Origin of the sequence: Nocardioides seonyuensis (assembly GCF_004683965.1) — a bacterium.
Taxonomy (GTDB): Bacteria; Actinomycetota; Actinomycetes; order Propionibacteriales; family Nocardioidaceae; genus Nocardioides; species Nocardioides seonyuensis.
On the sequence record NZ_CP038436.1, the window covers coordinates 3,550,715 to 3,573,104 of the forward strand.

Below are 22,390 nucleotides of genomic sequence, written 5' to 3' on the forward strand. Positions count from 1 at the left end.
GGGGTTTGTTTTTCGATGGAGAGTTTGATCCTGGCTCAGGACGAACGCTGGCGGCGTGCTTAACACATGCAAGTCGAGCGGAAAGGCCACTTCGGTGGTACTCGAGCGGCGAACGGGTGAGTAACACGTGAGTAATCTGCCCCCCACTTCGGGATAGCCACCGGAAACGGTGATTAATACCGGATATGACACATGGTCGCATGGTTGTGTGTGGAAAGTTTTTTCGGTGGGGGATGTGCTCGCGGCCTATCAGCTTGATGGTGAGGTAATGGCTCACCATGGCTTCGACGGGTAACCGGCCTGAGAGGGTGACCGGTCACACTGGGACTGAGACACGGCCCAGACTCCTACGGGAGGCAGCAGTGGGGAATATTGGACAATGGGCGGAAGCCTGATCCAGCAACGCCGCGTGAGGGATGACGGCCTTCGGGTTGTAAACCTCTTTCGGTAGGGACGAAGCGCAAGTGACGGTACCTACTAAAGAAGCACCGGCCAACTACGTGCCAGCAGCCGCGGTAATACGTAGGGTGCGAGCGTTGTCCGGAATTATTGGGCGTAAAGGGCTCGTAGGCGGTTTGTCGCGTCGGGAGTGAAAACCTCATGCTTAACATGTGGCTTGCTTTCGATACGGGCAGACTAGAGGTATGCAGGGGAGAACGGAATTCCTGGTGTAGCGGTGAAATGCGCAGATATCAGGAGGAACACCGGTGGCGAAGGCGGTTCTCTGGGCATTACCTGACGCTGAGGAGCGAAAGTGTGGGGAGCGAACAGGATTAGATACCCTGGTAGTCCACACCGTAAACGTTGGGCGCTAGGTGTGGGACCTATTCCATGGGTTCCGTGCCGCAGCTAACGCATTAAGCGCCCCGCCTGGGGAGTACGGCCGCAAGGCTAAAACTCAAAGGAATTGACGGGGGCCCGCACAAGCGGCGGAGCATGCGGATTAATTCGATGCAACGCGAAGAACCTTACCTGGGTTTGACATACACCGGAAAGCTGCAGAGATGTGGCCCCTTTTTGTCGGTGTACAGGTGGTGCATGGCTGTCGTCAGCTCGTGTCGTGAGATGTTGGGTTAAGTCCCGCAACGAGCGCAACCCTCGTTCTATGTTGCCAGCACGTTATGGTGGGGACTCATAGGAGACTGCCGGGGTCAACTCGGAGGAAGGTGGGGATGACGTCAAGTCATCATGCCCCTTATGTCCAGGGCTTCACGCATGCTACAATGGCCGGTACAAAGGGCTGCGATCCCGTAAGGGGGAGCGAATCCCAAAAAGCCGGTCTCAGTTCGGATTGGGGTCTGCAACTCGACCCCATGAAGTCGGAGTCGCTAGTAATCGCAGATCAGCAACGCTGCGGTGAATACGTTCCCGGGCCTTGTACACACCGCCCGTCACGTCACGAAAGTCGGCAACACCCGAAGCCGGTGGCCCAACCCTTGTGGAGGGAGCTGTCGAAGGTGGGGCTGGCGATTGGGACGAAGTCGTAACAAGGTAGCCGTACCGGAAGGTGCGGCTGGATCACCTCCTTTCTAAGGAGCACACGCCCCGACCTGCCCCGAGTGTGGGTGGGCGCATGGTGGTGTTCACTAGTGGAATCGTCGATGATTGGGTCGCTGCCTGCGGGTGGGTCCCTCAGTACTGCTCGTGTCTCGTGCCGGCCCTTTGGGGTTGGTGTGGGGTGTGGGTGTGGAACCTGGGGTCTGTTGGTGGGTGGTGGCTGTTCGGACACACTGTTGGGTCCTGAGGGATCAGGCTCCGCATCGTCTCCTGCTGGATTGGGGGGTGGTGGGGGTTGGTTTCTCTGGTTGTCTCCTCCTTTGTCTGCTCCGCGACCGGTTGGTTGGGGGTGGGGGTTGGTGGGGTTGTTGTTTGAGATCTGCATAGTGGACGCGAGCATTTAATTCATGCCCCCGACTTTTTTTGTTGGGGGTGTGGTTGTGCATGATTGTTTTGTTGTTCTTGTGGTGTTGTCTTGTGGCGTTGCATGTTTGTGTTGTTGTGACGTTGTTGAGACAAGCTATGAAGGGCACATGGTGGATGCCTTGGCATCAAGAGCCGATGAAGGACGTTGGAGCCTGCGATAAGCCCTGGGGAGTTGGCAACCGAGCTGTGATCCGGGGGTGTCCGAATGGGGAAACCCAGCACGAGTCATGTCGTGTTACCCGCACCTGAACACATAGGGTGTGTGGAGGGAACGTCGGGAAGTGAAACATCTCAGTACCGACAGGAAGAGAAAACAACAGTGATTCCGAGAGTAGTGGCGAGCGAAATCGGAAGAGGCTAAACCGCGGCTGTGTGATACCCGGCAGGGGTTGCAGTTGTGGGGTTGTGGGACCGTTCGACCAGTTCTGCCGGACTGGTGCAGAGTAAGAAACCAGTGGGGAAGTCGAAGCCGGTTGGAAAGCCGCGCCGTAGCGGGTGATAGCCCCGTAGATGTATGCCACTGGCTCTGGAGCGTGTTCCCAAGTAACACGGAACCCCTGAAATTCCGTGTGAATCTGGCGGGACCACCCGTTAAGCCTAAATACTCCTTGATGACCGATAGCGGACAAGTACCGTGAGGGAAAGGTGAAAAGTACCCCTGGCGGGGAGTGAAATAGTACCTGAAACCGTGTGCCTACAATCCGTCGGAGCTTGCCCTTGTGGTGGGTGACGGCGTGCCTTTTGAAGAATGAGCCTGCGAGTTTGCGGTGTGTTGCGAGGTTAACCCGTGTGGGGAAGCCGTAGCGAAAGCGAGTCCGAATAGGGCGATTCAGTAGCGCGCTCAAGACCCGAAGCGAAGTGATCTATCCATGGGCAGGTTGAAGCGTCGGTAAGACGACGTGGAGGACCGAACCCACTTAGGTTGAAAACTGAGGGGATGACCTGTGGATAGGGGTGAAAGGCCAATCAAACTTCGTGATAGCTGGTTCTCCCCGAAATGCATTTAGGTGCAGCGTTGCGTGTTTCTTGCCGGAGGTAGAGCACTGGATAGCTAATGGGCCCTACAAGGTTACTGACGTTAGCCAAACTCCGAATGCCGGTAAGTGAGAGCGCAGCAGTGAGACTGCGGGGGATAAGCTCCGTAGTCGAGAGGGAAACAGCCCAGACCATCAGCTAAGGCCCCTAAGCGGTGACTAAGTGGAAAAGGATGTGGAGTCGCATTGACAACCAGGAGGTTGGCTTGGAAGCAGCCACCCTTGAAAGAGTGCGTAATAGCTCACTGGTCAAGTGATTCCGCGCCGACAATGTAGCGGGGCTCAAGTCATCCGCCGAAGCTATGGCATTCAGAGATATACATCAGCATCGACTTGATCGGTGTTCAGTGCTCTGGATGGGTAGGGGAGCGTCGTGTGGGCAGTGAAGCGTCGGAGTGATCCAGGCGTGGAGGCCACACGAGTGAGAATGCAGGCATGAGTAGCGAATGAAGAGTGAGAAACTCTTCCGCCGAATGATCAAGGGTTCCAGGGTCAAGCTAATCTGCCCTGGGTAAGTCGGGACCTAAGGCGAGGCCGACAGGCGTAGTCGATGGACAACGGGTTGATATTCCCGTACCGGCAAAGTAGCGCCCATGACGAACCTGGTGATGCTAACCACCCGAAGCGCAGCGGACCGGACCCTTCGGGGCGAGGCTGGTGTGTGGAGCGTGGGACCCGAGCTGGTAGTAGTCAAGCGATGGGGTGACGCAGGAAGGTAGCCCAGCCGTGGCGATGGTTGTCCACGGGTAAGCAGGTAGGACGAGGTCCAGGCAAATCCGGGCCTCATATGTCTGAGATGTGACACGGAGCCATTAGTGGCGAAGTGGGTGATCCTATGCTGTCGAGAAAAACCTCTAGCGAGCTATGCGCCGCCCGTACCCCAAACCGACTCAGGTGATCAGGTAGAGAATACCAAGGCGATCGAGACAACCATGGTTAAGGAACTCGGCAAAATGCCCCCGTAACTTCGGGAGAAGGGGGGCCCGGATCGTGAACCCACTTGCTGGGGGAAGCGTGAAGGGCCGCAGAGACCAGGCCCAAGCGACTGTTTACTAAAAACACAGGTCCGTGCGAAGTTGTAAGACGATGTATACGGACTGACTCCTGCCCGGTGCTGGAAGGTTAAGAGGACGGGTTAGACGCAAGTCGAAGCTCAGAATTTAAGCCCCAGTAAACGGCGGTGGTAACTATAACCATCCTAAGGTAGCGAAATTCCTTGTCGGGTAAGTTCCGACCTGCACGAATGGAGTAACGACTTGGGCGCTGTCTCAACCATGGACTCGGCGAAATTGCACTACGAGTAAAGATGCTCGTTACGCGCGGCAGGACGGAAAGACCCCGGGACCTTTACTATAGTTTGGTATTGGTGTTTGGTTCGGCTTGTGTAGGATAGGTGGGAGACTGTGAAACCCCGACGCCAGTTGGGGTGGAGTCAACGTTGAAATACCACTCTGGTCGTACTAGATGTCTAACCTAGGTCCGTTATCCGGATCAGGGACAGTGCCTGATGGGTAGTTTAACTGGGGCGGTTGCCTCCTAAAATGTAACGGAGGCGCTCAAAGGTTCCCTCAGCCTGGTTGGCAATCAGGTGTTGAGTGTAAGTGCACAAGGGAGCTTGACTGTGAGACAGACATGTCGAGCAGGGACGAAAGTCGGAACTAGTGATCCGGCCACGGCATGTGGAAGCGTGGTCGCTCAACGGATAAAAGGTACCCCGGGGATAACAGGCTGATCTTCCCCAAGAGTCCATATCGACGGGATGGTTTGGCACCTCGATGTCGGCTCGTCGCATCCTGGGGCTGGAGTAGGTCCCAAGGGTTGGGCTGTTCGCCCATTAAAGCGGCACGCGAGCTGGGTTTAGAACGTCGTGAGACAGTTCGGTCCCTATCCGCCGCGCGCGCAGGAAACTTGAGAAAGGCTGTCCCTAGTACGAGAGGACCGGGATGGACGAACCTCTGGTGTGCCAGTTGTCCCGCCAGGGGCACGGCTGGTTGGCTACGTTCGGAAGTGATAACCGCTGAATGCATCTAAGCGGGAAGCACGTTTCAAGATGAGGTTTCCCACCAGGTAGCTGGGTAAGGCCCCCCACAGAACATGGGGTTGATAGGCCGGAGGTGTACAGCAGCAATGCCAAGCCGACCGGTACTAATAGGCCGAGGGCTTGTCCCAACCACGTACACAACACCACCAAACAAGCCCAGACACACCCAAGCAACACCACAGTCATGCACGCCCGCGTCCACTACGCAGTTCCCAACCAACACACCCACCATGTGTGTGAAGGGTTGACAAAGTTACGGCGGCCATAGCGAAAGGGAAACACCCGGTCCCATACCGAACCCGGAAGTTAAGCCTTTCAGCGCCGATGGTACTGCAACCGAGAGGTTGTGGGAGAGTAGGACGCCGCCGGACATAAACTACGCAGAAGCGGGACCCCTCGGGGTCCCGCTTCTTGCATTTCACCGTCGTGTGCAAGGGGCGCTATCCCTGCATCGCCGTCCACAAAGTGTTCACAGCAGCTCCCGCTCGTGGCGTTTCCACAGGGAGCCGGCGTGGAGCGGCAATTTGTCGGGGGCAACCGGCAGCGTGTATCTCCACTGAGGAGGTGAGGTGCGATGCCGGTTCGCACACCCAAGGAGAAGCAGCCCAGGACAGGGACACCCGGGCTGGAGGACGCCGTCGCGGCGGTCAATGACGTGCGCCTGGTCGGACGGGTCGCCGAAGAGCCCGTGACACGGACGTTGCCGAGCGGGGACAGGTTGGTGTCGTTCCGCCTCGTGGTCGACCGTGCGCCCGGCGGCAGGTCCAGACAGTCGGTGGACGCGCTCGAGTGCGTGGCGTGGACCGCCCGTGTTCAGCGCAGCGTCCTCAAGTGGCAGACGGGCGACGTGGTCGAGGTGTCCGGGGCGATCAGACGACGGTTCTTCCGAGGGGTCGGCGGGGCCGCGTCGCGGGTGGAGGTCGAGGTCGTGTCGGCGAAGGTCAGGCGTCGGGCACGTGCCGCATGATGACCCCGAGGCTCGGCTTCGGCTGGAAGGAGGTCGCCTTCTCCGGAAGGAGACGGCCAGAAGACACGACGTCGCGAATCTGTGTGAAGTCGGCGCTGGGCAGCAGAGCGCCCACGGCGTGGGACCCGAGCGAGGCAAGTACGTCTGTGACGGTGTGGTGGTATGCGAGTCGCGGGGCGTGGGGGAGGGCGGGGATGAGGGTGTCGTGCAGCCACTCCACGAGAGGGTCCGCGCCGCGCACCTCGGGAGTGATGGTCCTCCACCGGGCACCATCGGTGCACACAAGAGTGCCGGGGGCGAGCGTGTTCAGCGCGTCCGCGCGCGGGTGCGCTGTGATGACCGCCCCCAGCTCGTCGGCCACGGACGTGATGGTGTCGAGGTCGAGGTCCGAGAGGGACCGGTGGATGGGGCCGAGGAAGAACGGCGTGTCCGACTGGTCGACGACCATGGCGAGGCCCGCGTCCCAGGCAGTGCCCGGATGCTTGGCCTGCAGGGCGAGGTAGGCCGCGTAGCGGTGGTGGCCATCGGCGATGAGGCATCGTGTCTCGGCCAGGCCCCGGGTGATCTGGTCGAGGGCCTTCTCGTCGCGGACGGCCCAGAGGCGCTGGTGCTGGCCCCCGTGGTCCTCGAAGCTCCACGTCGGGGGAGTCGCCGACGTCTGCTGGATCACCTCACGCACGTCCGCGTCGCCGTCGTGGACGAGGAGGATCGGGGCGGGGTTCAGGTGCATCTCCTCCATCCGCGCGGCCAGGTCGGCGGCCTGCTCGGGATGGACTGCCTCGTGGGGCCACACCGCCCTGTCGCGCATGTCGGCTGCTCGCGCAGACACGTCCAGCGCGCCCACCAAGCCCCTGATCGTGACCCCGCCCGCGGAGTACTCGTGCAGGTAGATCGCCGGCCCGGTGTCACGCAGCGCCCAGCCGCGCTCGATCCAGGTCGCCAGCCGCCCGGCGACGTCACGGTATGGTCGCGCCAGGGCTCGAGCAGACGAGGGATCCCCAACCCTGGCGGGCGCAAGCATCGACGCACGGAAGGGCTCGAGCCGGAGAGGCTTCGCCACGTACGGCGGCACGACCGTGGCCAAGTCCATCGCAGCATCGTAGGGGCCGGCAGAGGAGCGAACGGGTAAGGGGTGGCCATGCTGCAGGAGAGCCCGGGCGTCTTGCTGGAGGCGCACGACCTGGTGATGTTCGACCTCGACGGCGTCGTCTATGTCGGTGGCCAGGCCGTGGCCGGGGCGCCGCAACGCATCGAACGCGCTCGCGCCGGCGGCCGCCACGTCGCGTTCGTGACGAACAACGCCTCACGCACCCCCGACGAGGTGGCGGTGAAGCTGGCAGGGGTGGGGGTGGCGGCCGACCCCTCCGACGTGGTGACGTCGGCGCAGGCCGCTGCCCGCCTCCTCCGTAAGCAGCACGGCACCGGTGCCAGGGTCGTCCTGCTCGGCGGGAAGGGTCTCGAGGCCGCACTCGTGGACGAGGGCCTGGAGCCGGTGTCCCCGAGTGCTGGTGACTCGGCGGTCGCCGTGGTGAGCGGCTACGGCAAGGACGTCCGGTGGCGCGAGATCATGCGGGCCGCCGTACTCGTGAGGGACGGTCTTCCCTACGTGGCGAGCAACGCTGACCTCACCATCCCCACCGCCTACGGGCTGGCACCGGGGCACGGCGTGCTGGTGCGGACCATCAGCGAGTTCGCGGGCGTGGCCCCGACCGTGGCGGGCAAGCCCGAGCGGCCGTTGATGGAGGAGACCATCCGCCGCGTGGGCGGCTCGACGCCGCTCATGGTCGGCGACCGGCTCGACACCGATATCGAGGGCGCGCACTCGGTCGGCGTCCCGTCCATCCTGGTGCTCACCGGGGTGACGTGGCTCGAGGAGCTCGTCTCAGCTCCTCCCGAGATGCGCCCGAGCTACATCTCGCCTGACCTGGAGGGCCTGTTCGAGGCACACCCGGTTCCCGAGACCGTCGGAGGGGGAGCCCGACTCGGGGGGTGGCAGGCGGACGTGGTCGACGGTCGCCTCGAGGTCCGCGGTGAGGGTGAGGTCGCCGACTGGTGGCGGGTCACGGCGACGGCGTGCTGGTCACACCTCGACCGCACCGGCGGCCCTGCGGACGTGTCCGACGTCGTACCGCCCGGCCCTGACCGGACCACCCTCTCCGAGTAGGCTTCCTGCCATGGACGAGCAGCAGGGTTCCGCCCACTCCGACGGGCTCGCGTTCGAGCCGACCGGCGTGGTCGAGGTGGACCAGGTCCTGGAGCAGATCGACAGGCTCGGCGACGTGCCGGTGGCCGAGCACGTGGGCGCCTTCGAGCGCGCCCAGGAGCAGCTGCGGCGCGCTCTCGACGCCCCACAGGAGCCCTGAGCCGAAGTGGCGCCCCGGCGACTGCGCCTCGATGCAGAGCTCGTCCGGCGAGGCCTGGCCAGGTCGCGCGAGCACGCCAGCGACCTGATTGCCGAGGGCCGGGTGCGGGTTGCCGGTGTCGTGGCGACCAAGCCAGCCACGGGGGTCACGACCGACGTGGCCCTGGTCGTGAAGGCAGACCCGGAGCGTGAGGACTACGTCTCGCGTGGCGGCCACAAGCTCGCCGGTGCGCTCGACGCGTTCTCCGGTCACGGGTTGACCGTGTCGGGCAAGCGCTGCCTCGACGCGGGGGCGTCCACCGGCGGCTTCACCGACGTGCTCCTCCGTCGATGTGCGCGTGAGGTGGTCGCAGTGGACGTGGGCTACGGGCAGCTCGCCTGGTCCTTGCGCAGCGACCCGCGGGTGACGGTCCACGACCGCACCAACGTCCGGGAGCTGACCCTCGAGACGGTCGGAGGTCCCGTCGACCTGGTTGTCGGAGACCTCTCGTTCATCTCCCTGGAGCTCGTGCTCGACGCGCTGCTTGCCGTGACGAGCGGCGACGGCGAGCTGGCACTGATGGTCAAGCCGCAGTTCGAGGTGGGCAAGGACCGAGTGGGCAAGGGTGGCGTCGTACGCGACCTCGGCCTGCGCGTCGAGGCGGTCGCGGGCATCGCTGCAGCCGCCGCCGATCGCGGGTGGGGAGCAGTGGCTGTGACCGTGAGCCCGCTGCCGGGCCCCTCCGGCAACGTGGAGTTCTTCCTCCTCCTGCGCCACGGCGCACCGTCGATCGGCGAGGACGACATCCGTGCCGAGGTCGAGCGCAATGCCGCGCTCGGTGCCGGCGCGGGTGAGAGGGTGGAGCGATGAGCGAGAGCAGCGGACCGCGTCGGGTGCTCGTCCTGACGCACACCGGCCGTGAGGCGGCCCGTGAGGTCGGGCGCGCGTGCATCAAGTCGCTCACCGCCCACGGGATCGGGGTTCGCCTCCTCGCGGAGGAGGCCCGCGACCTGGGTCTCGACACCGGCTCGCTGGACCCGCTCGTCGAGACGGTGGACCCGCACGACCAGCCCGGCGCCGACTGCGAGCTCGTCCTCGTGATCGGAGGCGACGGATCGATCCTGCGCGCCGCCGAGCTGACGCACGACACCAGCACGCCGCTGCTCGGTGTCAACCTCGGTCATGTCGGGTTCCTGGCCGAGGCCGAGGAGGACGCCGTCGAGGCGACCATCGCGGCCATCGTGGAACGTCGCTACGTCATCGAGGAGCGCCTCACGCTCGACGTGACGGTGATGCTCGGCAAACAGGTCGTCGCGACGACCTTCGCCCTCAACGAGGCGAGCGTCGAGAAGGCGGCGCGCGAGCGGATGCTCCAGGTCGTCGTCGAGATCGACGGCCGACCGCTGTCACGGTGGGGCTGCGACGGCGTCGTGTGTGCCACCCCGACCGGCTCGACCGCCTACAACTTCAGCGCTGGGGGGCCGATCGTGTGGCCCTCTGTCGAAGCACTGCTGATGGTCCCGTTGAGCGCCCACGCGCTGTTCGCGCGTCCGATGGTGATCGCGCCCTCGTCGGTCCTCGCCGTGGAAGTGATTCCCGGCACCGACGGCGCCGGGGTCCTGTGGTGCGACGGCCGACGCACCGTGGACCTCCCGCCGGGGGCGCGCATCGAGGTACGACGCGGAGCCCACCCGGTTCGGCTGGTGCGGCTCCACCAGGCGCCGTTCACCGACCGACTGGTCGCGAAGTTCGACCTGTCTGTCGAAGGGTGGCGCGGAGCGGCCGAGCGCCGGCGCCGCGAGGGTGGCGAAGCCGATGCTTGAGGAGCTGCGGATCAGCTCGCTCGGGGTCATCGACTCCTCGACCCTCGAGCTCGGCCCCGGGCTGACGGTCATCACGGGCGAGACCGGTGCGGGCAAGACCATGGTCGTGACCGCCCTCGGCATGCTGCTGGGGAACCGCGCAGACTCGGGCGCGGTGCGCAGCGGGGCGAAGCACGCACGCGTCGAGGGGGTCATCGAGGCCAGCGGCCTCCCCGACCTCCTCGCCTCCGTCGAGGAGGCCGGCGGCGACCACGAGGACGGACGGGTCGTCCTGGCCCGCAACGTCGCCGCCGAGGGACGCTCCCGTGCCTGGGTCGGGGGAGCCGCAGTGCCGGTCTCCGTCCTGGCGGGTGTCGCCGAGCCCCTCGTGGCCGTCCACGGCCAGTCCGACCAGCACCGGCTGCTGCGCCCCCAGGCTCAGCGGGAGGCCCTCGACCGGTTCGGTGGCCCCGAGGTCGCGCGCCTCCTCGCCACCTACGCAGACGGGCACGACCGTCTCGTGGAGCTGGAGGATCGTCTCCACCAGGTGGTCACCAGCGCACAGGAGCGGGCCCAGGAGGCTGACCGGCTGCGCTTCGGACTGTCCGAGATCGAGGCTGTGGCGCCGGAGCCGGGGGAGGACCACTCACTCGCGGCCGAGGAGGCCAGGCTGGGCTTCGCAGACACACTGCGATCAGCCGCCGAGCTGGCGCGTCAGGCGCTCAACAGCGAGCAGGGCGACCCCGATGCCCTCGCGACGGCGTCCGCGGCCCGGGCCGCCCTCGACGACGTGAGGGAGCACGACAACCAGGCTGCGGAGCTGGCCGATCGGCTGGCCGAGCTCACCTACCTGCTGTCCGACGTCGCGGCCGACGTGGCGTCCTACGCCGCCGGCCTCGAGTCCGACCCCAGCCGTCTGGCCGCCGTGAGCGAGAGGCGTGCCGCGCTGACCGCCTTGACCCGGAAGTACGGCGCCACGATCGACGAGGTGCTGGCCTGGGGCGAGGACGCTGCCGCGCGGCTCACCGACCTTGACTCCACCGACGAGCAGATCGAGGCGTTGGAGGTCCAGAGGAAGGAGCTGCGCCGCGAGCTCGCCGCCGCAGCCAGCCGGCTGAGCGAGGCCAGGCGCGCCGCAGCGGCCAGGCTCGAGTCAGTGGTCACCGAGGAGCTCACCCACCTCGCCATGCCACACGCCACCGTCGTCGTCAGGGTCGGCCAGCAGGAGATCGAGGAGCCCGAGCGGCTCACCGCTCACGCCCTCGAGGTCGGCGGGCGCTGGGTCCGGGCGGGCTCGCACGGCACGGACGAGGTGGAGCTCCTGCTCGCAGCCAACACCGGTGCTGACGCGCGACCCCTGCACAAGGGCGCCTCGGGCGGCGAGCTCTCGCGGGTCATGCTCGCGGTCGAGGTCGCGCTCGCCGGAACGAGCCCGGTCCCGATCTTCGTGTTCGACGAGGTCGATGCCGGTGTCGGGGGCAAGGCAGCCATCGAGATCGGTCGGCGGCTGGCCCGGCTGGCTCGTGACGCGCAGGTGCTGGTCGTGACGCACCTGCCCCAGGTCGCGGCCTACGGCGATCGCCACGTCGTGGTGCACAAGTCCAGCGACGGGTCAGTGACGACCTCCGGGCTGGTCACCCTCGATGCCTCCGAGCGCGAACGCGAGCTCTCGCGGATGCTGGCGGGGCTCGAGGAGTCGAGCAGTGCGCTCGCCCACGCGCGCGAGCTGCTCGACACCGCCGCGCCCGAACGGGCGTGCCTGCACGAAGCGGGCCGAACCGGCTGAGAACATGGCGCGGATGAAGTTCGCCGTCCGCTCCCGTCCAGCCCCCGCCCTCCCGGGCGTGCAGGGGCCAGCCCGTGTCGACCGTCGTACGGCCGCGCTCCTCACCCGGGTGCGGTCAGGGGACGTCGCCGTCTGCGACCACGTCGACCTCGACCGCGCCACCGCACAGGCCCTCGTCGACGCAGGAGTCGTCGGAGTGGTCAACGCCGGGCCGCTGATCTCGGGTCGCTACCCCAACCTGGGCCCCCAGGTGCTCGTCGACGCCGGGGTGAGCGTGATCGACCAGGCGGGAGCGGAGCTGCTCGCGCGGCTCAAGGACGGCGCGCCCGTCCGGTTGGACGAGGGCGTGGTCTACTCCGGCGAGGACCAGATCGCCACCGGACGACACCTCGACGCGACGCTCGTCGGGACCGAGATGGCCAGCGCCCGCCGCGGCCTCGCCGCGCAGCTCGACAGCTTCACCCACAACAGCACCGAGTTCCTCCGCCGCGAGCAGGACCTGCTCCTCCACGGCCACGGGCTCCCGCAGACCAGCACCTCGATGGCCGGCCGGCCGGTCGTGGTCGTCGTACGCTCCCACGACTGGGAGGGCGAGCTGCGAGGCATCAAGCCGTTCATCCGCGAGCAGGACCCGGTCCTGGTCGGCGTCGACGGCGGTGCGGACGCCCTGGCGGCCGCCGGGCACCGGCCGGACGTGGTCGTCATCTCGGCGGGGGCGGAGCCGCCGTCCGCGCAGGTCCTGCGACGGGCGCGAGACGTGGTGGTCCTCGTCGAGCGCGGAGCGGGCCGCGCGGTCACCGAGCCGCTGGAGCGCATGAACCTGCGTCCCGCCCGCTTCGAGACCAGTGCCACCGGCGAGGACGCCGCACTCCTGATGGCGGCCGGCGCAGAGGCTCGCCTGATCGTCGGAGTCGGGATGCACGCGACGCTGGACGAGTTCCTCGACCGTGGCCGCAGCGGCCTGGCCAGCACGTTCCTCACCAGGCTCAAGGTCGGTCCGACGCTGGTCGATGCCGCGGCGATTCCCACGCTCTACGACGGAGCGGTGCGTCCGCGTCACCTGCTCGGTGTCACGCTGGCCGGGCTCCTGGCCCTGGCCGCCGCCGTCGGCATCACGCCCGTCGGCCAGGAGTGGGTCGCAGACCTCGAGCCCACCGTGTCCACCGCCGTCGAGAACCTCCGAGGACTTCTCCCGTGATCACCTTGCGCCACCACGTCATCACCGTCGTCTCCGTCTTCCTGGCCCTCGCGGTCGGAGTCGTCCTGGGCAGCGGCCCGCTCTCCGAGGTCGCGGACCGCACCGACCCCGCTGCGGCCCCGCTGGGAGACGACCCGGCGACGGGTGCGGGCTCGACCTTCCCCGACGGCTTCGTCGCGGCAGTGGCACCGACCCTGGTCGCCGACCGGCTCAAGGGGCAGGAGGTCGCGGTGGTGACAGTGCCGGGGGCCGACGAGCAGGTGGTGACGGCCCTGGTGGAGCAGGTCTCCGCGGCCGGAGGAAGCGTCACCGCCCGCTACGCGTTGAGCGAGGCGATGCTCGATCCCAGCCAGAAGTCGCTCGTGGACACCTTGGGCAGCCAGCTGATGACACAGCTGGGAGACTCCGTGTCCGCGGACGCCTCGACCTACGACCGCATGGGGCAGCTCCTCGGGCTCACCGTCGGCACCACTTCCGAGGACGCGGAGTCCAGCACGCGCAAGGCGCGCTCGGTCGCCGAGGCCGTCGCGGGCGCGGGGCTCATGGCTCCCGTCGCCGATGACCCTCAGCGGGCCCCCCTCGTCCTCTTCGTCCTCGGTGCCGACACCCGGGACGAGAGCGTGGACGCCATCCTCTCGGGACTTCTCGGAGGGCTCTCCCGCGGCGTCAAGGGCGTGGTCGCTGCCGGGTCCGCCGCTGACGGGGGAGAGGGCCAGCTGGGCCGCTTCCGGGCCGACCCCGCCGCGGCATCGGTGGCCACGGTCGACGGGACCGAGACGATGGCCGGAAAGATCGCCACCGTCATGGCGCTCGCACGCTCGACGCAGACAGCAGGCGGGTCGTTCGGTGCGTCGGGTGCCGACGGGCCGGCCCCTCTCGGGTAGGCTAGAACCCCGTGAGGAACCCGACGCCGACCAAGCACGTATTCGTGACCGGGGGCGTCGCCTCCTCCCTCGGCAAGGGGCTCACCGCCTCCAGCCTGGGCAGCCTGCTGAAGTCACGCGGTCTCCGCGTCACGATGCAGAAGCTCGACCCCTACCTCAACGTCGATCCCGGGACCATGAACCCGTTTCAGCACGGCGAGGTCTTCGTGACCAACGACGGTGCCGAGACCGATCTCGACATCGGCCACTACGAGCGGTTCCTCGACACCGACCTGAACGGCATCGCCAACGTCACGACGGGTCAGGTCTACTCGAGCGTGATCGCCAAGGAGCGGCGCGGCGACTACCTCGGTGACACCGTGCAGGTGATCCCGCACATCACCAACGAGATCAAGGACCGCATCCTCGCGATGGGTGGGGCCGACATCGACGTGGTGATCACCGAGATCGGGGGAACGGTCGGCGACATCGAGTCGCTCCCCTTCCTCGAGGCGGCCCGCCAGACGCGCCACGACATCGGCCGCGACAACTGCTTCTTCATCCACGTCTCGCTCGTGCCCTACATCGGTCCCTCCGGCGAGCTCAAGACCAAGCCCACCCAGCACTCCGTGGCGGCGCTGCGGTCCATCGGCATCCAACCCGATGCGGTGGTCTGCCGAGCCGACCGCGAGCTGCCCGAGAGCATCAAGCGCAAGATCTCCCTGATGTGCGACGTCGACGAGGAGGCCGTCGTCACCGCGGCCGACGCACCCTCGATCTACGACATCCCGAAGGTCCTCCACCGCGAGGGCCTCGACGCCTACGTCGTACGACGACTGGACCTGCCCTTCCGGGACGTGGACTGGACCGTGTGGGACGACCTGCTCCGCCGGGTGCACCACCCCCAGGAGGACGTCACCGTCGCCCTGGTGGGCAAGTACGTCGACCTGCCCGACGCCTACCTCTCGGTCGCGGAGGCATTGCGCGCAGGTGGTTTCGCACACGAGGCGAAGGTGCATCTGCGCTGGGTGGCCTCGGACGAGTGCGAGACACCCCAGGGGGCCGCGAAGCTGCTGCACGACGTGGACGCTGTCTGCGTCCCGGGCGGATTCGGCGTGCGTGGCATCGAGGGCAAGCTCGGGGCCCTGACCTACGCGCGGACCCACGCCATCCCCACCCTGGGTCTGTGCCTGGGGCTGCAGTGCATGGTCATCGAGTACGCACGCAACGTCGCGGGCCTCGACAAGGCCGGGTCCACCGAGTTCGACCCGGGCACGCTCGAGCCGGTCATCTCGACCATCGAGGAGCAGAAGCAGTACGTCGACGGTGCCGGTGACCTGGGAGGCACGATGCGCCTGGGCCTCCAGCCGGCGGACCTGGTGCCTGGATCGGTGGTGGCGATGGCCTACGGCGCGGAGCACGTCGAGGAGCGCCACCGCCACCGCTACGAGTTCAACGACGCCTACCGGGGCGTGCTGGAGGAGGCGGGCCTCGTCTTCTCCGGGGTCAACCCCGACCTGGGCCTGGTGGAGTTCGTGGAGCTCCCGGCCGAGGTGCACCCCTACTACGTGGCGACGCAGGCGCACCCCGAGCTCAAGTCACGCCCGACACAACCCCACCCGCTCTTCGCCGGCCTGGTGGGTGCTGCGATCGAGCGTCAGCGCGAGCTGCGGATCCCCATCGACGAGGCCGCGCTGAGGCGCGTCGACGACGAGGTCGCAGAGGTCTGACGACGGGCGGTCATCGCCAGGTCACAGCTTGCGGGCCGCGAGGATGCGGTCGAGCACGAAGCCGTTGGCCTTGAGCTGGTTGCGCGCGTAGGCACTGAGCGAAGCATCCTCCGACGCGGCCTCCGCGGCCGCGAGGAACTCCGCGTCCCCGGCTCCGAGGGGATACATCGCCCGGATGGTGAGGCCCTGGTTGAGCAGACCGCCCTTGAGGGTGTGCAGCTCTTCGAGGTAGCGCAGGGTGAAGGGCTTGAGCAGCTCGGCCTGCCCGGGCCGCCAGAAGGTGGCGCCCAGCACGAGCGTCTCCCGGCTGGCGGGAACCGAGTAGTCCACGAAGAATGCCCTCCAGACCTCCTCCTTGGCCTCGACGTCCGGGCGCGCGGCCAGGACCGCGAGCCGGCGCATGTGGGCGTCGGGATCCGGGTCGGACTCCAGCAGGCGGGTGACGGCAGCTTCGTCGTACTGTCCCAGCTCTGCGCGCCGGGCATGCATCCGCCAGGCCAGGTCGTTGTCGCTGGACCCGGCAACTGCCTCCTCGAGGACGGCCCAATGCTTCTCGCTCGACGCGGCACTGGCCAGCGCTCGCAGTGCCGGCTGGCGCTGGTCGGGCCTGTCGACCACCTCGAGGACAGCGTCGGCGAAGTCGCTGAGCAACCCGGGTGCCTCGCCGGCCGGCGCCCAGCGGTCGGCGACACCGATGGCCTGGGAGAGGAACGGCTCCACCAGGGCCGGGCTCGTCTCGGCAGCGATGGCTCGGGTCAGCGCGCCGGCGACCTCGCGCGGCGCCACCTCGCCGAGCAGGAGCAGCTGGCCGGCCGTCGCAGCGACGAGCGCACGGTCGAGCGGGTCGGTGAAGTCGGCGATGTGCACGAGCATCAGACGCCGGGACGACTCGTCGGGGCGGACTGCGGCGAACGTGAGGTCGCCCGCGTTCACCAGGACCAGGTCTCCCTCGGGTGCAGCCACCGGGGTGCGTGCGCCTGACACCTCCACGTGCTGGCGACCGGTCTCGGTGAGCTGTCCCTCTGCGACGGTGTAGCCCGCCAGCGCGAGGCGGTGCGGACGGGGCTCCTGGCCCGGGGGCGCGTCTGCGACCAGGTCGGTCCCTTCCAGGGCAAGCACGTCAGGCCCGGCCTGGTCCAGCCACGCGGTGGTCCACGCGGACAGGTCGCGTCCGGAGGAGCGCTCGTAGCACTCCATCAGGTCAGCCAGGCGGGTGTTGGAGTAGGCGTAGCGGGAGAAGTAGTCGCGCAGGCCCTCGACGAAGGCGTCCTCCCCGATGTAGGCCACCAGCTGGTGGAGGACGCTCTGCCCCTTGACGTAGGTGATCGCGTCGAAGTTGGCCATCGCGCCGCTGACGTCAGCCACCTCGCTGCGGATGGGATGGCGCGCCGGGCTCATGTCCATCTCGTAGGCCGTGCGCTTCATGGCTGCGAGGAACTCCGCCCACTGGTCGGAGAACTCCGTGGCCCGAGCCAGTCCCCAGTTGGCCGCCCAGGAGGCGAACGCCTCGTTGAGCCACAGGTCGTCCCACCAGGTCATCGTGACCAGGTCGCCGAACCACATGTGGGCCATCTCGTGGAGCACGAACTCTGCGCGCGTCGACCGCTGCGCGTGCGTCGGGGGAGTGCGGAACAGCTGGCCGTCGCCGTAGGTGACGCACCCCCAGTTCTCCATCGCCCCGCCCAGGTTCGGCACGAACACCTGGTCGTAGCGCTCCTGCGGGAAGGGCACACCGAACCGCTCGCCGAAGAAGGCGAGGCCCTGTCGGGTCAGGGTGACGAGCTCGTCGAGGTCACGCTCGAGGTGGGGCACCAACGACTGCCGGCAGTAGAAGCCGAGGTCGTGGCCGTCGTGCTGGACACGCACCTCGTGGAAGGGGCCTGCATTGACCACCACGACGTACGTCGACAGGGGCGGCGTCGGCGGGTAGGTCCAGACCCGGGACTCGCCGCTCGGCTCGACCGACTCGGGAGCACTGTTGGAGGTGACGAGCCACGACTCGGGGGCCGTGACGGTGAAGGCGTGCGGCGCCTTGAGGTCGGGTTGGTCGAAGCAGGCCCACAGCCGGCGTGCCTCGTCGGGCTCCAGGCTCGTCCAGACGTAGACGAGCTTGTCCGTGGGATCGACGGTGCGCAGGATGCCCTCACCCGAGGCGGTGTTGGTCGTGCTGGCCTCCACCACCAGGACGTTCTCGGCGGCCAGGTCGGTCACGAGGATGCGTCCGTCGGCGATGGAGCCGGCGTCCAGCTCGGTGCCGTTGAGGGTCGCCCGCTCCACGTCGGCGACACAGTCGACGAAGGTGGCCGCGCCCGGCTCCCGGCAGGTGAAGGAGATGGTGCTGACCGAGGAGAACCGCGAGCCCTCGAGGAGCCCGGTGAGGTCGACCGCGATGTCGTACCGCTGGACCGAGACCAGTGAGGACCTCTGGGCGGCTTCTTCCCGAGTCAGGCTGCGCAACGTCATGGGGCGACGTTACTCATCGCGTCGGGCCGACTAACGTCGAGGTCATGGCAGACGCACCCCTCGCCGACCGGCCGGCCTCGTGGCCCGTCTCGTCGAGTCGCGACATCCACCGTGACGACTGGGTCGTCGCACTGCGCGAGGACTGGGTCAGCAGACCGGGACACCCGGAGGAGTCCTTCCCCCGGCTGGTCGTAGAGCACCCTGGGGCAGTCGTGGTGCTGGCCGTCGACGACCGTGAGCGCGTGCTGTGCCTGCGGCAGTACCGCCACACGTGCGGCCAGGAGTTCGTGGAGCTCCCGGCAGGACTGCGCGACGCCGATGACGAGCCGGCCGTAGAGACGGCGAAGCGCGAGCTCTGCGAGGAGGCAGAGCTCGCAGCGCGCCACTGGCAACGACTCCTGAGCACGTTCGCCAGCGCCGGCATCACCGACGAGGTGCACGAGATCTATCTGGCGCGCGGGTTGACGCACGCCTCGCGTGGCGACTTCGCCCTCGACCACGAGGAGGCCGAGATGGAGACGTTCTGGGTTCCGATGGCCGAGCTCGTCGAGGCGGTGCTCGAGGGGCGGGTCAGGGAGGGGCCTCTCGCCCAGGCCGTCCTCGCCTACGACGCCCTCGAGCGCCGGGGACTCCTGGAGCCCGTCCCACTCGATACCGTTCCGGGGTGAGCCTCACCCGCGCCGTCCGCACCTACCTCGACCACCTCTCGGTCGAGCGCGGCCTCGCTGCGAACACGATGACGTCATACCGTCGTGACCTCCGCCGCTACGCGCAGTACCTCAACACGCTCGGGATCGAGGAGATCGACGACATCAGCGAGGCGACTGTCGGGTCCTTCCTGGCCAACCTCCGGGAGGGCGACGCCGACCACGTGCCCCTCAGCGCCAGCTCGGCCGCGCGCACGGTGGTGGCAGTGCGCGGGTTCCACAAGTTCGCCGTCCAGGACGGACTGGCCAGGCACGACCCGGCGACGGCGATCAAGCCGCCGACGCCGGCCAAGCGGCTCCCCAAGGCGCTGCCGCTCGCCGACGTCGAGGCGATCCTCGAGGCGGCGGGCGCACCCGACACGACCCTCGCCCTCCGTGACCGTGCTCTCCTGGAGGTCCTGTACGGCACCGGAGCACGCATATCGGAGGCCGTGGGTCTCGACGTCGACGACGTCGACACCGTCGACGCCACCGTCCTCCTGCGTGGCAAGGGGGCCAAGGAGCGACTGGTGCCCATCGGTGCCTATGCCCTCGTCGCCGTGGACGCCTACCTGCGTCGGGCCCGGCCCGACCTGGTGGGGGCCAGGACGCCCAGCGGGGCGCTGTTCCTGAACTCCAGAGGAGGCCGGCTCTCACGGCAGAGCGCATGGGCTGTCCTCGCCAGGGCCGCCGAACGGGCCGGGGTGAACAAGGACGTCTCGCCCCACACCCTGCGTCACTCCTTCGCCACCCACCTGATCGACGGCGGGGCCGACGTGCGAGTGGTCCAAGAGCTGCTCGGCCACGCCTCCGTGACGACGACCCAGGTCTACACGCTCGTCACGGTGGACAACCTGCGCGAGGTGTTCGCCACCGCGCACCCCAGGGCGCGAGACTGATGGGCATCCACCTCAGCAGCGTCAGGGGAGACGCTGACACCGTCTACGAGAGCTTCACGACGTGGGTCGGCGAGCAAGGGCTCACGCTGTATCCGCACCAGGACGAGGCAGTCCTGGAGGTCGTGAGCGGCAACCACGTCGTCCTGGCCACGCCCACAGGCTCGGGCAAGTCCCTCGTGGCGGTCGGAGCCCACCTTGCGGCACTGGCTCGGGACGAGGTCAGCTTCTACACAGCGCCCATCAAGGCGCTCGTGTCGGAGAAGTTCTTCTCGCTGTGCGAGGTGTTCGGGGCCGACAACGTGGGCATGCTGACCGGTGACGCCGCCGTCAACCCGGACGCGCCCATCATCTGCTGCACCGCGGAGATCCTCGCCAACCTGGCCCTGCGCGAAGGCCGGGGTGCCGACGTCGGGCTCGTCGTGATGGACGAGTTCCACTTCTACGCCGAACCGGACCGCGGCTGGGCCTGGCAGGTGCCGCTCCTGGAGCTGGTGGACGCACAGTTCCTGCTCATGTCGGCGACTCTGGGCGACATGTCTTCCCTCGCCGCGGACCTCACGGCGCGCACGGGTCGCGAGGTGGCCGTGGTCGACGACGCCGAGCGTCCGGTGCCGCTCACCTTCGCCTGGTCCCTCGACCACCTCGACGAGACACTCGAGGAGCTCGTCACCACCGGTCAGGCACCTGTCTACGTCGTGCACTTCACGCAGGCCGCGGCGGTCGAGCACGCGACCAACCTGCTGCGGCGCCCGCCGAGGAAGGTCGACAAGGAGGCCATCGCCGAGCGGATCGGGGCCTTCCGGTTCGGGGCGGGCTTCGGCAAGACGCTCTCGAGGCTCGTGCGCAACGGCATCGGGGTCCACCACGCCGGGATGCTGCCGAAGTACCGCCGGCTGGTGGAGCAGCTCGCCCAGGACGGGCTGCTCACGGTCATCTGCGGCACCGACACGCTCGGCGTGGGGATCAACGTGCCGATCCGCACCGTCCTGTTCAGCGGCCTGGCCAAGTACGACGGCACCAAGCAGCGGGTGCTCCGGACCCGGGAGTTCCTCCAGATCGCCGGTCGAGCCGGCCGCGCGGGGTTCGACACGGCCGGCCACGTCGTCGTACAGGCGCCCGAGCACGTCATCGACAACGAGCGGGCCAAGGCCAAGGCGGAGGCCAAGAACAGCGCCCCCGGCGCCAACGCGAAGCGCAAGTCGAAGGCACAGCTCAAGAAGCCGCCAGAGGGCACGGTCGTGTGGACCGAGCAGACCTTCGAGAAGCTCGTCGCAGGGGTGCCCGAGAAGCTCACGTCACGCATGAGGGTCGACAACGCCATGCTGATCAACGTCCTCACGCGACAGGAGGACGCCTTCCCCGTCATGCGACGTCTGCTCACCGACAACCACGAGGACCGGCGCCAACAGCTGCGCCTGGCCCGCCGCGCGCTACGGCTGGCACGGTCGCTGGTGCGCACCGGTGTCATGACCCGTCTCGACGAGGTCGACGAGCACGGCCGCCGGTACGTCCTGACGGTCGATCTCCCACCCGACTTCGCGCTCAACCAGCCGCTCGCGCACTTCGCGCTCGCCGCGTTCGACGTCCTCGACCCCGAGGCGGAGAGCTACACGCTCGACACGATCTCGGTCGTGGAGTCGGTGCTGGAGGCGCCGCGTCAGATCCTCATGGCGCAGCGCTTCGCGGCACGGGGGCAGGCGGTGCAGGAGATGAAGGCGGACGGCATCGAGTACGACGAGCGCATGGCACTGCTGGAGGAGATCACCTGGCCCCAACCGCTGGCGGAGCTGCTGGAGGCCCTCTACGAGATCTACCGGCAGACCCACCCCTGGCTCCCCGAGGACGCGCTGGGTCCCAAGTCGATCGTGCGGGAGATGTGGGAGCAGGCCATGGGCTTCACCGACTTCGTCGGCCGCTACCAGCTGGCGAGGTCCGAGGGGCTGGTCCTGCGCTACCTCACGGACGCCTACCGCACGCTCAGGCAGACCGTGCCCGACACGCACCGCACGCCTGAGCTGGACGACGTCATCGACTGGCTGGGAGAGACCATCCGGCAGACCGACTCGTCCCTGCTCGACGAGTGGGAGTCACTGGCCGACCCCGCGCACGTCCCCGGCCGCGTCGCCCACCACGAACCACCCCCTCCGCCTCGCCCGCTGTCGCGCCAGCCCCGGGCATTCGCGGTGATGATCCGCAACGCGATGTGGGCCAGGGTCGCGCTGGTGGCGCGCGACGACCTCGACGGGCTGGTGCGGCTGGAGCGTGCCGCGGCGGACCTGGTCGACCCACCACGGAGCGTGGTCATGGGCCGGTCGGCGTGGGACTCCGCGCTCGAGGACTACTACACCGAGCACGACCGTCTCGTCGTCGACGCCGACGCGCACGGACCCGACCTGCTGGTGGTGGGGGAGGAGCGGATCGACTCTCCGGCCGGTGCCGACGAGGACGTCACGTCTCGGGTCCGTGAGGTCCGCCAGACCCTCCACGACCCCGAAGGGCACCACGACTGGGTGATCGACGCAGTCGTGGACTGTGACGCAAGCGACGAGGCAGGCGCGCTGGTCCTGGCCTCGGTGGCCATGCGTCGTCTGTGACCTGGGGACCGGTCCAGAACTGCACAGGTTTGTGCACAGGGTGGGCCTCTCCTGTGCAACCA

14 protein-coding genes and 3 rRNA genes are annotated in these 22,390 nt (G+C 67.5%); 15 read left to right on the forward strand and 2 right to left on the reverse strand.

Going from position 1 to position 22,390, the window contains the following annotated elements; translation table 11 throughout:
- Positions 1–12: 12 nt before the first annotated feature.
- From EXE58_RS17220 to EXE58_RS17235, 4 genes are all read left to right on the forward strand, one after another.
- Positions 13–1,529 (forward strand): 16S ribosomal RNA (locus EXE58_RS17220).
- Between the two features lie 481 nt (positions 1,530–2,010).
- Positions 2,011–5,126 (forward strand): 23S ribosomal RNA (locus EXE58_RS17225).
- Between the two features lie 126 nt (positions 5,127–5,252).
- A 5S ribosomal RNA gene (rrf, locus tag EXE58_RS17230) occupies positions 5,253–5,369 on the forward strand.
- Together the 16S, 23S and 5S rRNA genes form the textbook arrangement of a ribosomal RNA operon.
- 203 nt (positions 5,370–5,572) lie before the next feature.
- Positions 5,573–5,965, forward strand: a complete 393-nt coding sequence (locus EXE58_RS17235) for a single-stranded DNA-binding protein (protein WP_135268991.1) — start codon at positions 5,573–5,575, stop codon at positions 5,963–5,965.
- On the opposite strand, the gene EXE58_RS17240 is transcribed toward EXE58_RS17235, so the two are convergent.
- The gene (locus EXE58_RS17240) at positions 5,940–7,055 is read right to left on the reverse strand and encodes a DUF1015 family protein (protein WP_135268992.1); all 1,116 of its coding nucleotides are present in this window, start codon (positions 7,053–7,055) and stop codon (positions 5,940–5,942) included. The genes EXE58_RS17235 and EXE58_RS17240 overlap by 26 nt on opposite strands.
- Before the next feature lie 48 nt (positions 7,056–7,103).
- Here EXE58_RS17240 and EXE58_RS17245 point away from each other — a divergent pair, with 48 nt between their 5' ends.
- From EXE58_RS17245 to EXE58_RS17280, 8 genes are read left to right on the forward strand one after another with little or no spacing between them, the layout of a single operon-like run.
- Entirely contained in the window at positions 7,104–8,129 is a 1,026-nt protein-coding gene (locus EXE58_RS17245) for an HAD-IIA family hydrolase (RefSeq protein WP_244242290.1), read from the forward strand.
- 10 nt (positions 8,130–8,139) lie between these two features.
- Positions 8,140–8,328, forward strand: a complete 189-nt coding sequence (locus tag EXE58_RS17250; RefSeq protein ID WP_135268993.1) for a hypothetical protein — start codon at positions 8,140–8,142, stop codon at positions 8,326–8,328.
- A 6-nt stretch (positions 8,329–8,334) separates the two neighbouring features.
- Complete coding sequence (locus EXE58_RS17255; RefSeq protein WP_135268994.1) at positions 8,335–9,177, forward strand: TlyA family RNA methyltransferase; 843 nt, start codon at positions 8,335–8,337, stop codon at positions 9,175–9,177.
- Positions 9,174–10,130 (forward strand): NAD kinase, encoded by a 957-nt coding sequence (locus EXE58_RS17260; RefSeq protein WP_135268995.1) that lies wholly within the window; start codon positions 9,174–9,176, stop codon positions 10,128–10,130. The genes EXE58_RS17255 and EXE58_RS17260 overlap by 4 nt, the downstream gene beginning before the upstream one ends.
- Complete coding sequence (gene recN / locus EXE58_RS17265; protein WP_135268996.1) at positions 10,123–11,895, forward strand: DNA repair protein RecN; 1,773 nt, start codon at positions 10,123–10,125, stop codon at positions 11,893–11,895. Before EXE58_RS17260 ends, recN begins: the two co-directional genes overlap by 8 nt.
- A gap of 13 nt (positions 11,896–11,908) precedes the next feature.
- Positions 11,909–13,093 (forward strand): putative cytokinetic ring protein SteA, encoded by a 1,185-nt coding sequence (steA, locus tag EXE58_RS17270; RefSeq protein WP_167288984.1) that lies wholly within the window; start codon positions 11,909–11,911, stop codon positions 13,091–13,093.
- On the forward strand, positions 13,090–13,977 hold the full coding sequence (locus EXE58_RS17275; RefSeq protein ID WP_167288986.1) for a copper transporter: 888 nt from the start codon (positions 13,090–13,092) through the stop codon (positions 13,975–13,977). Before steA ends, EXE58_RS17275 begins: the two co-directional genes overlap by 4 nt.
- 11 nt (positions 13,978–13,988) lie before the next feature.
- Complete coding sequence (locus tag EXE58_RS17280; protein WP_135268999.1) at positions 13,989–15,686, forward strand: CTP synthase; 1,698 nt, start codon at positions 13,989–13,991, stop codon at positions 15,684–15,686.
- A gap of 21 nt (positions 15,687–15,707) precedes the next feature.
- On the opposite strand, the gene pepN is transcribed toward EXE58_RS17280, so the two are convergent.
- Positions 15,708–18,149: an aminopeptidase N gene (gene pepN, locus EXE58_RS17285; RefSeq protein WP_135269000.1), complete on the reverse strand. Its 2,442-nt coding sequence runs from the start codon at positions 18,147–18,149 to the stop codon at positions 15,708–15,710.
- Between the two features lie 44 nt (positions 18,150–18,193).
- Here pepN and EXE58_RS17290 point away from each other — a divergent pair, with 44 nt between their 5' ends.
- Genes EXE58_RS17290 through EXE58_RS17300 form a run of 3 tightly spaced genes read left to right on the forward strand, consistent with a single transcriptional unit; the run spans position 18,194 to position 22,328 of the window.
- Complete coding sequence (locus EXE58_RS17290) at positions 18,194–18,817, forward strand: NUDIX domain-containing protein (protein ID WP_135269001.1); 624 nt, start codon at positions 18,194–18,196, stop codon at positions 18,815–18,817.
- The gene (gene xerD, locus EXE58_RS17295; RefSeq protein ID WP_135269002.1) at positions 18,814–19,734 is read left to right on the forward strand and encodes a site-specific tyrosine recombinase XerD; all 921 of its coding nucleotides are present in this window, start codon (positions 18,814–18,816) and stop codon (positions 19,732–19,734) included. Before EXE58_RS17290 ends, xerD begins: the two co-directional genes overlap by 4 nt.
- Complete coding sequence (locus EXE58_RS17300) at positions 19,734–22,328, forward strand: DEAD/DEAH box helicase (RefSeq protein ID WP_135269003.1); 2,595 nt, start codon at positions 19,734–19,736, stop codon at positions 22,326–22,328. Before xerD ends, EXE58_RS17300 begins: the two co-directional genes overlap by 1 nt.
- Positions 22,329–22,390 lie beyond the last annotated feature (62 nt).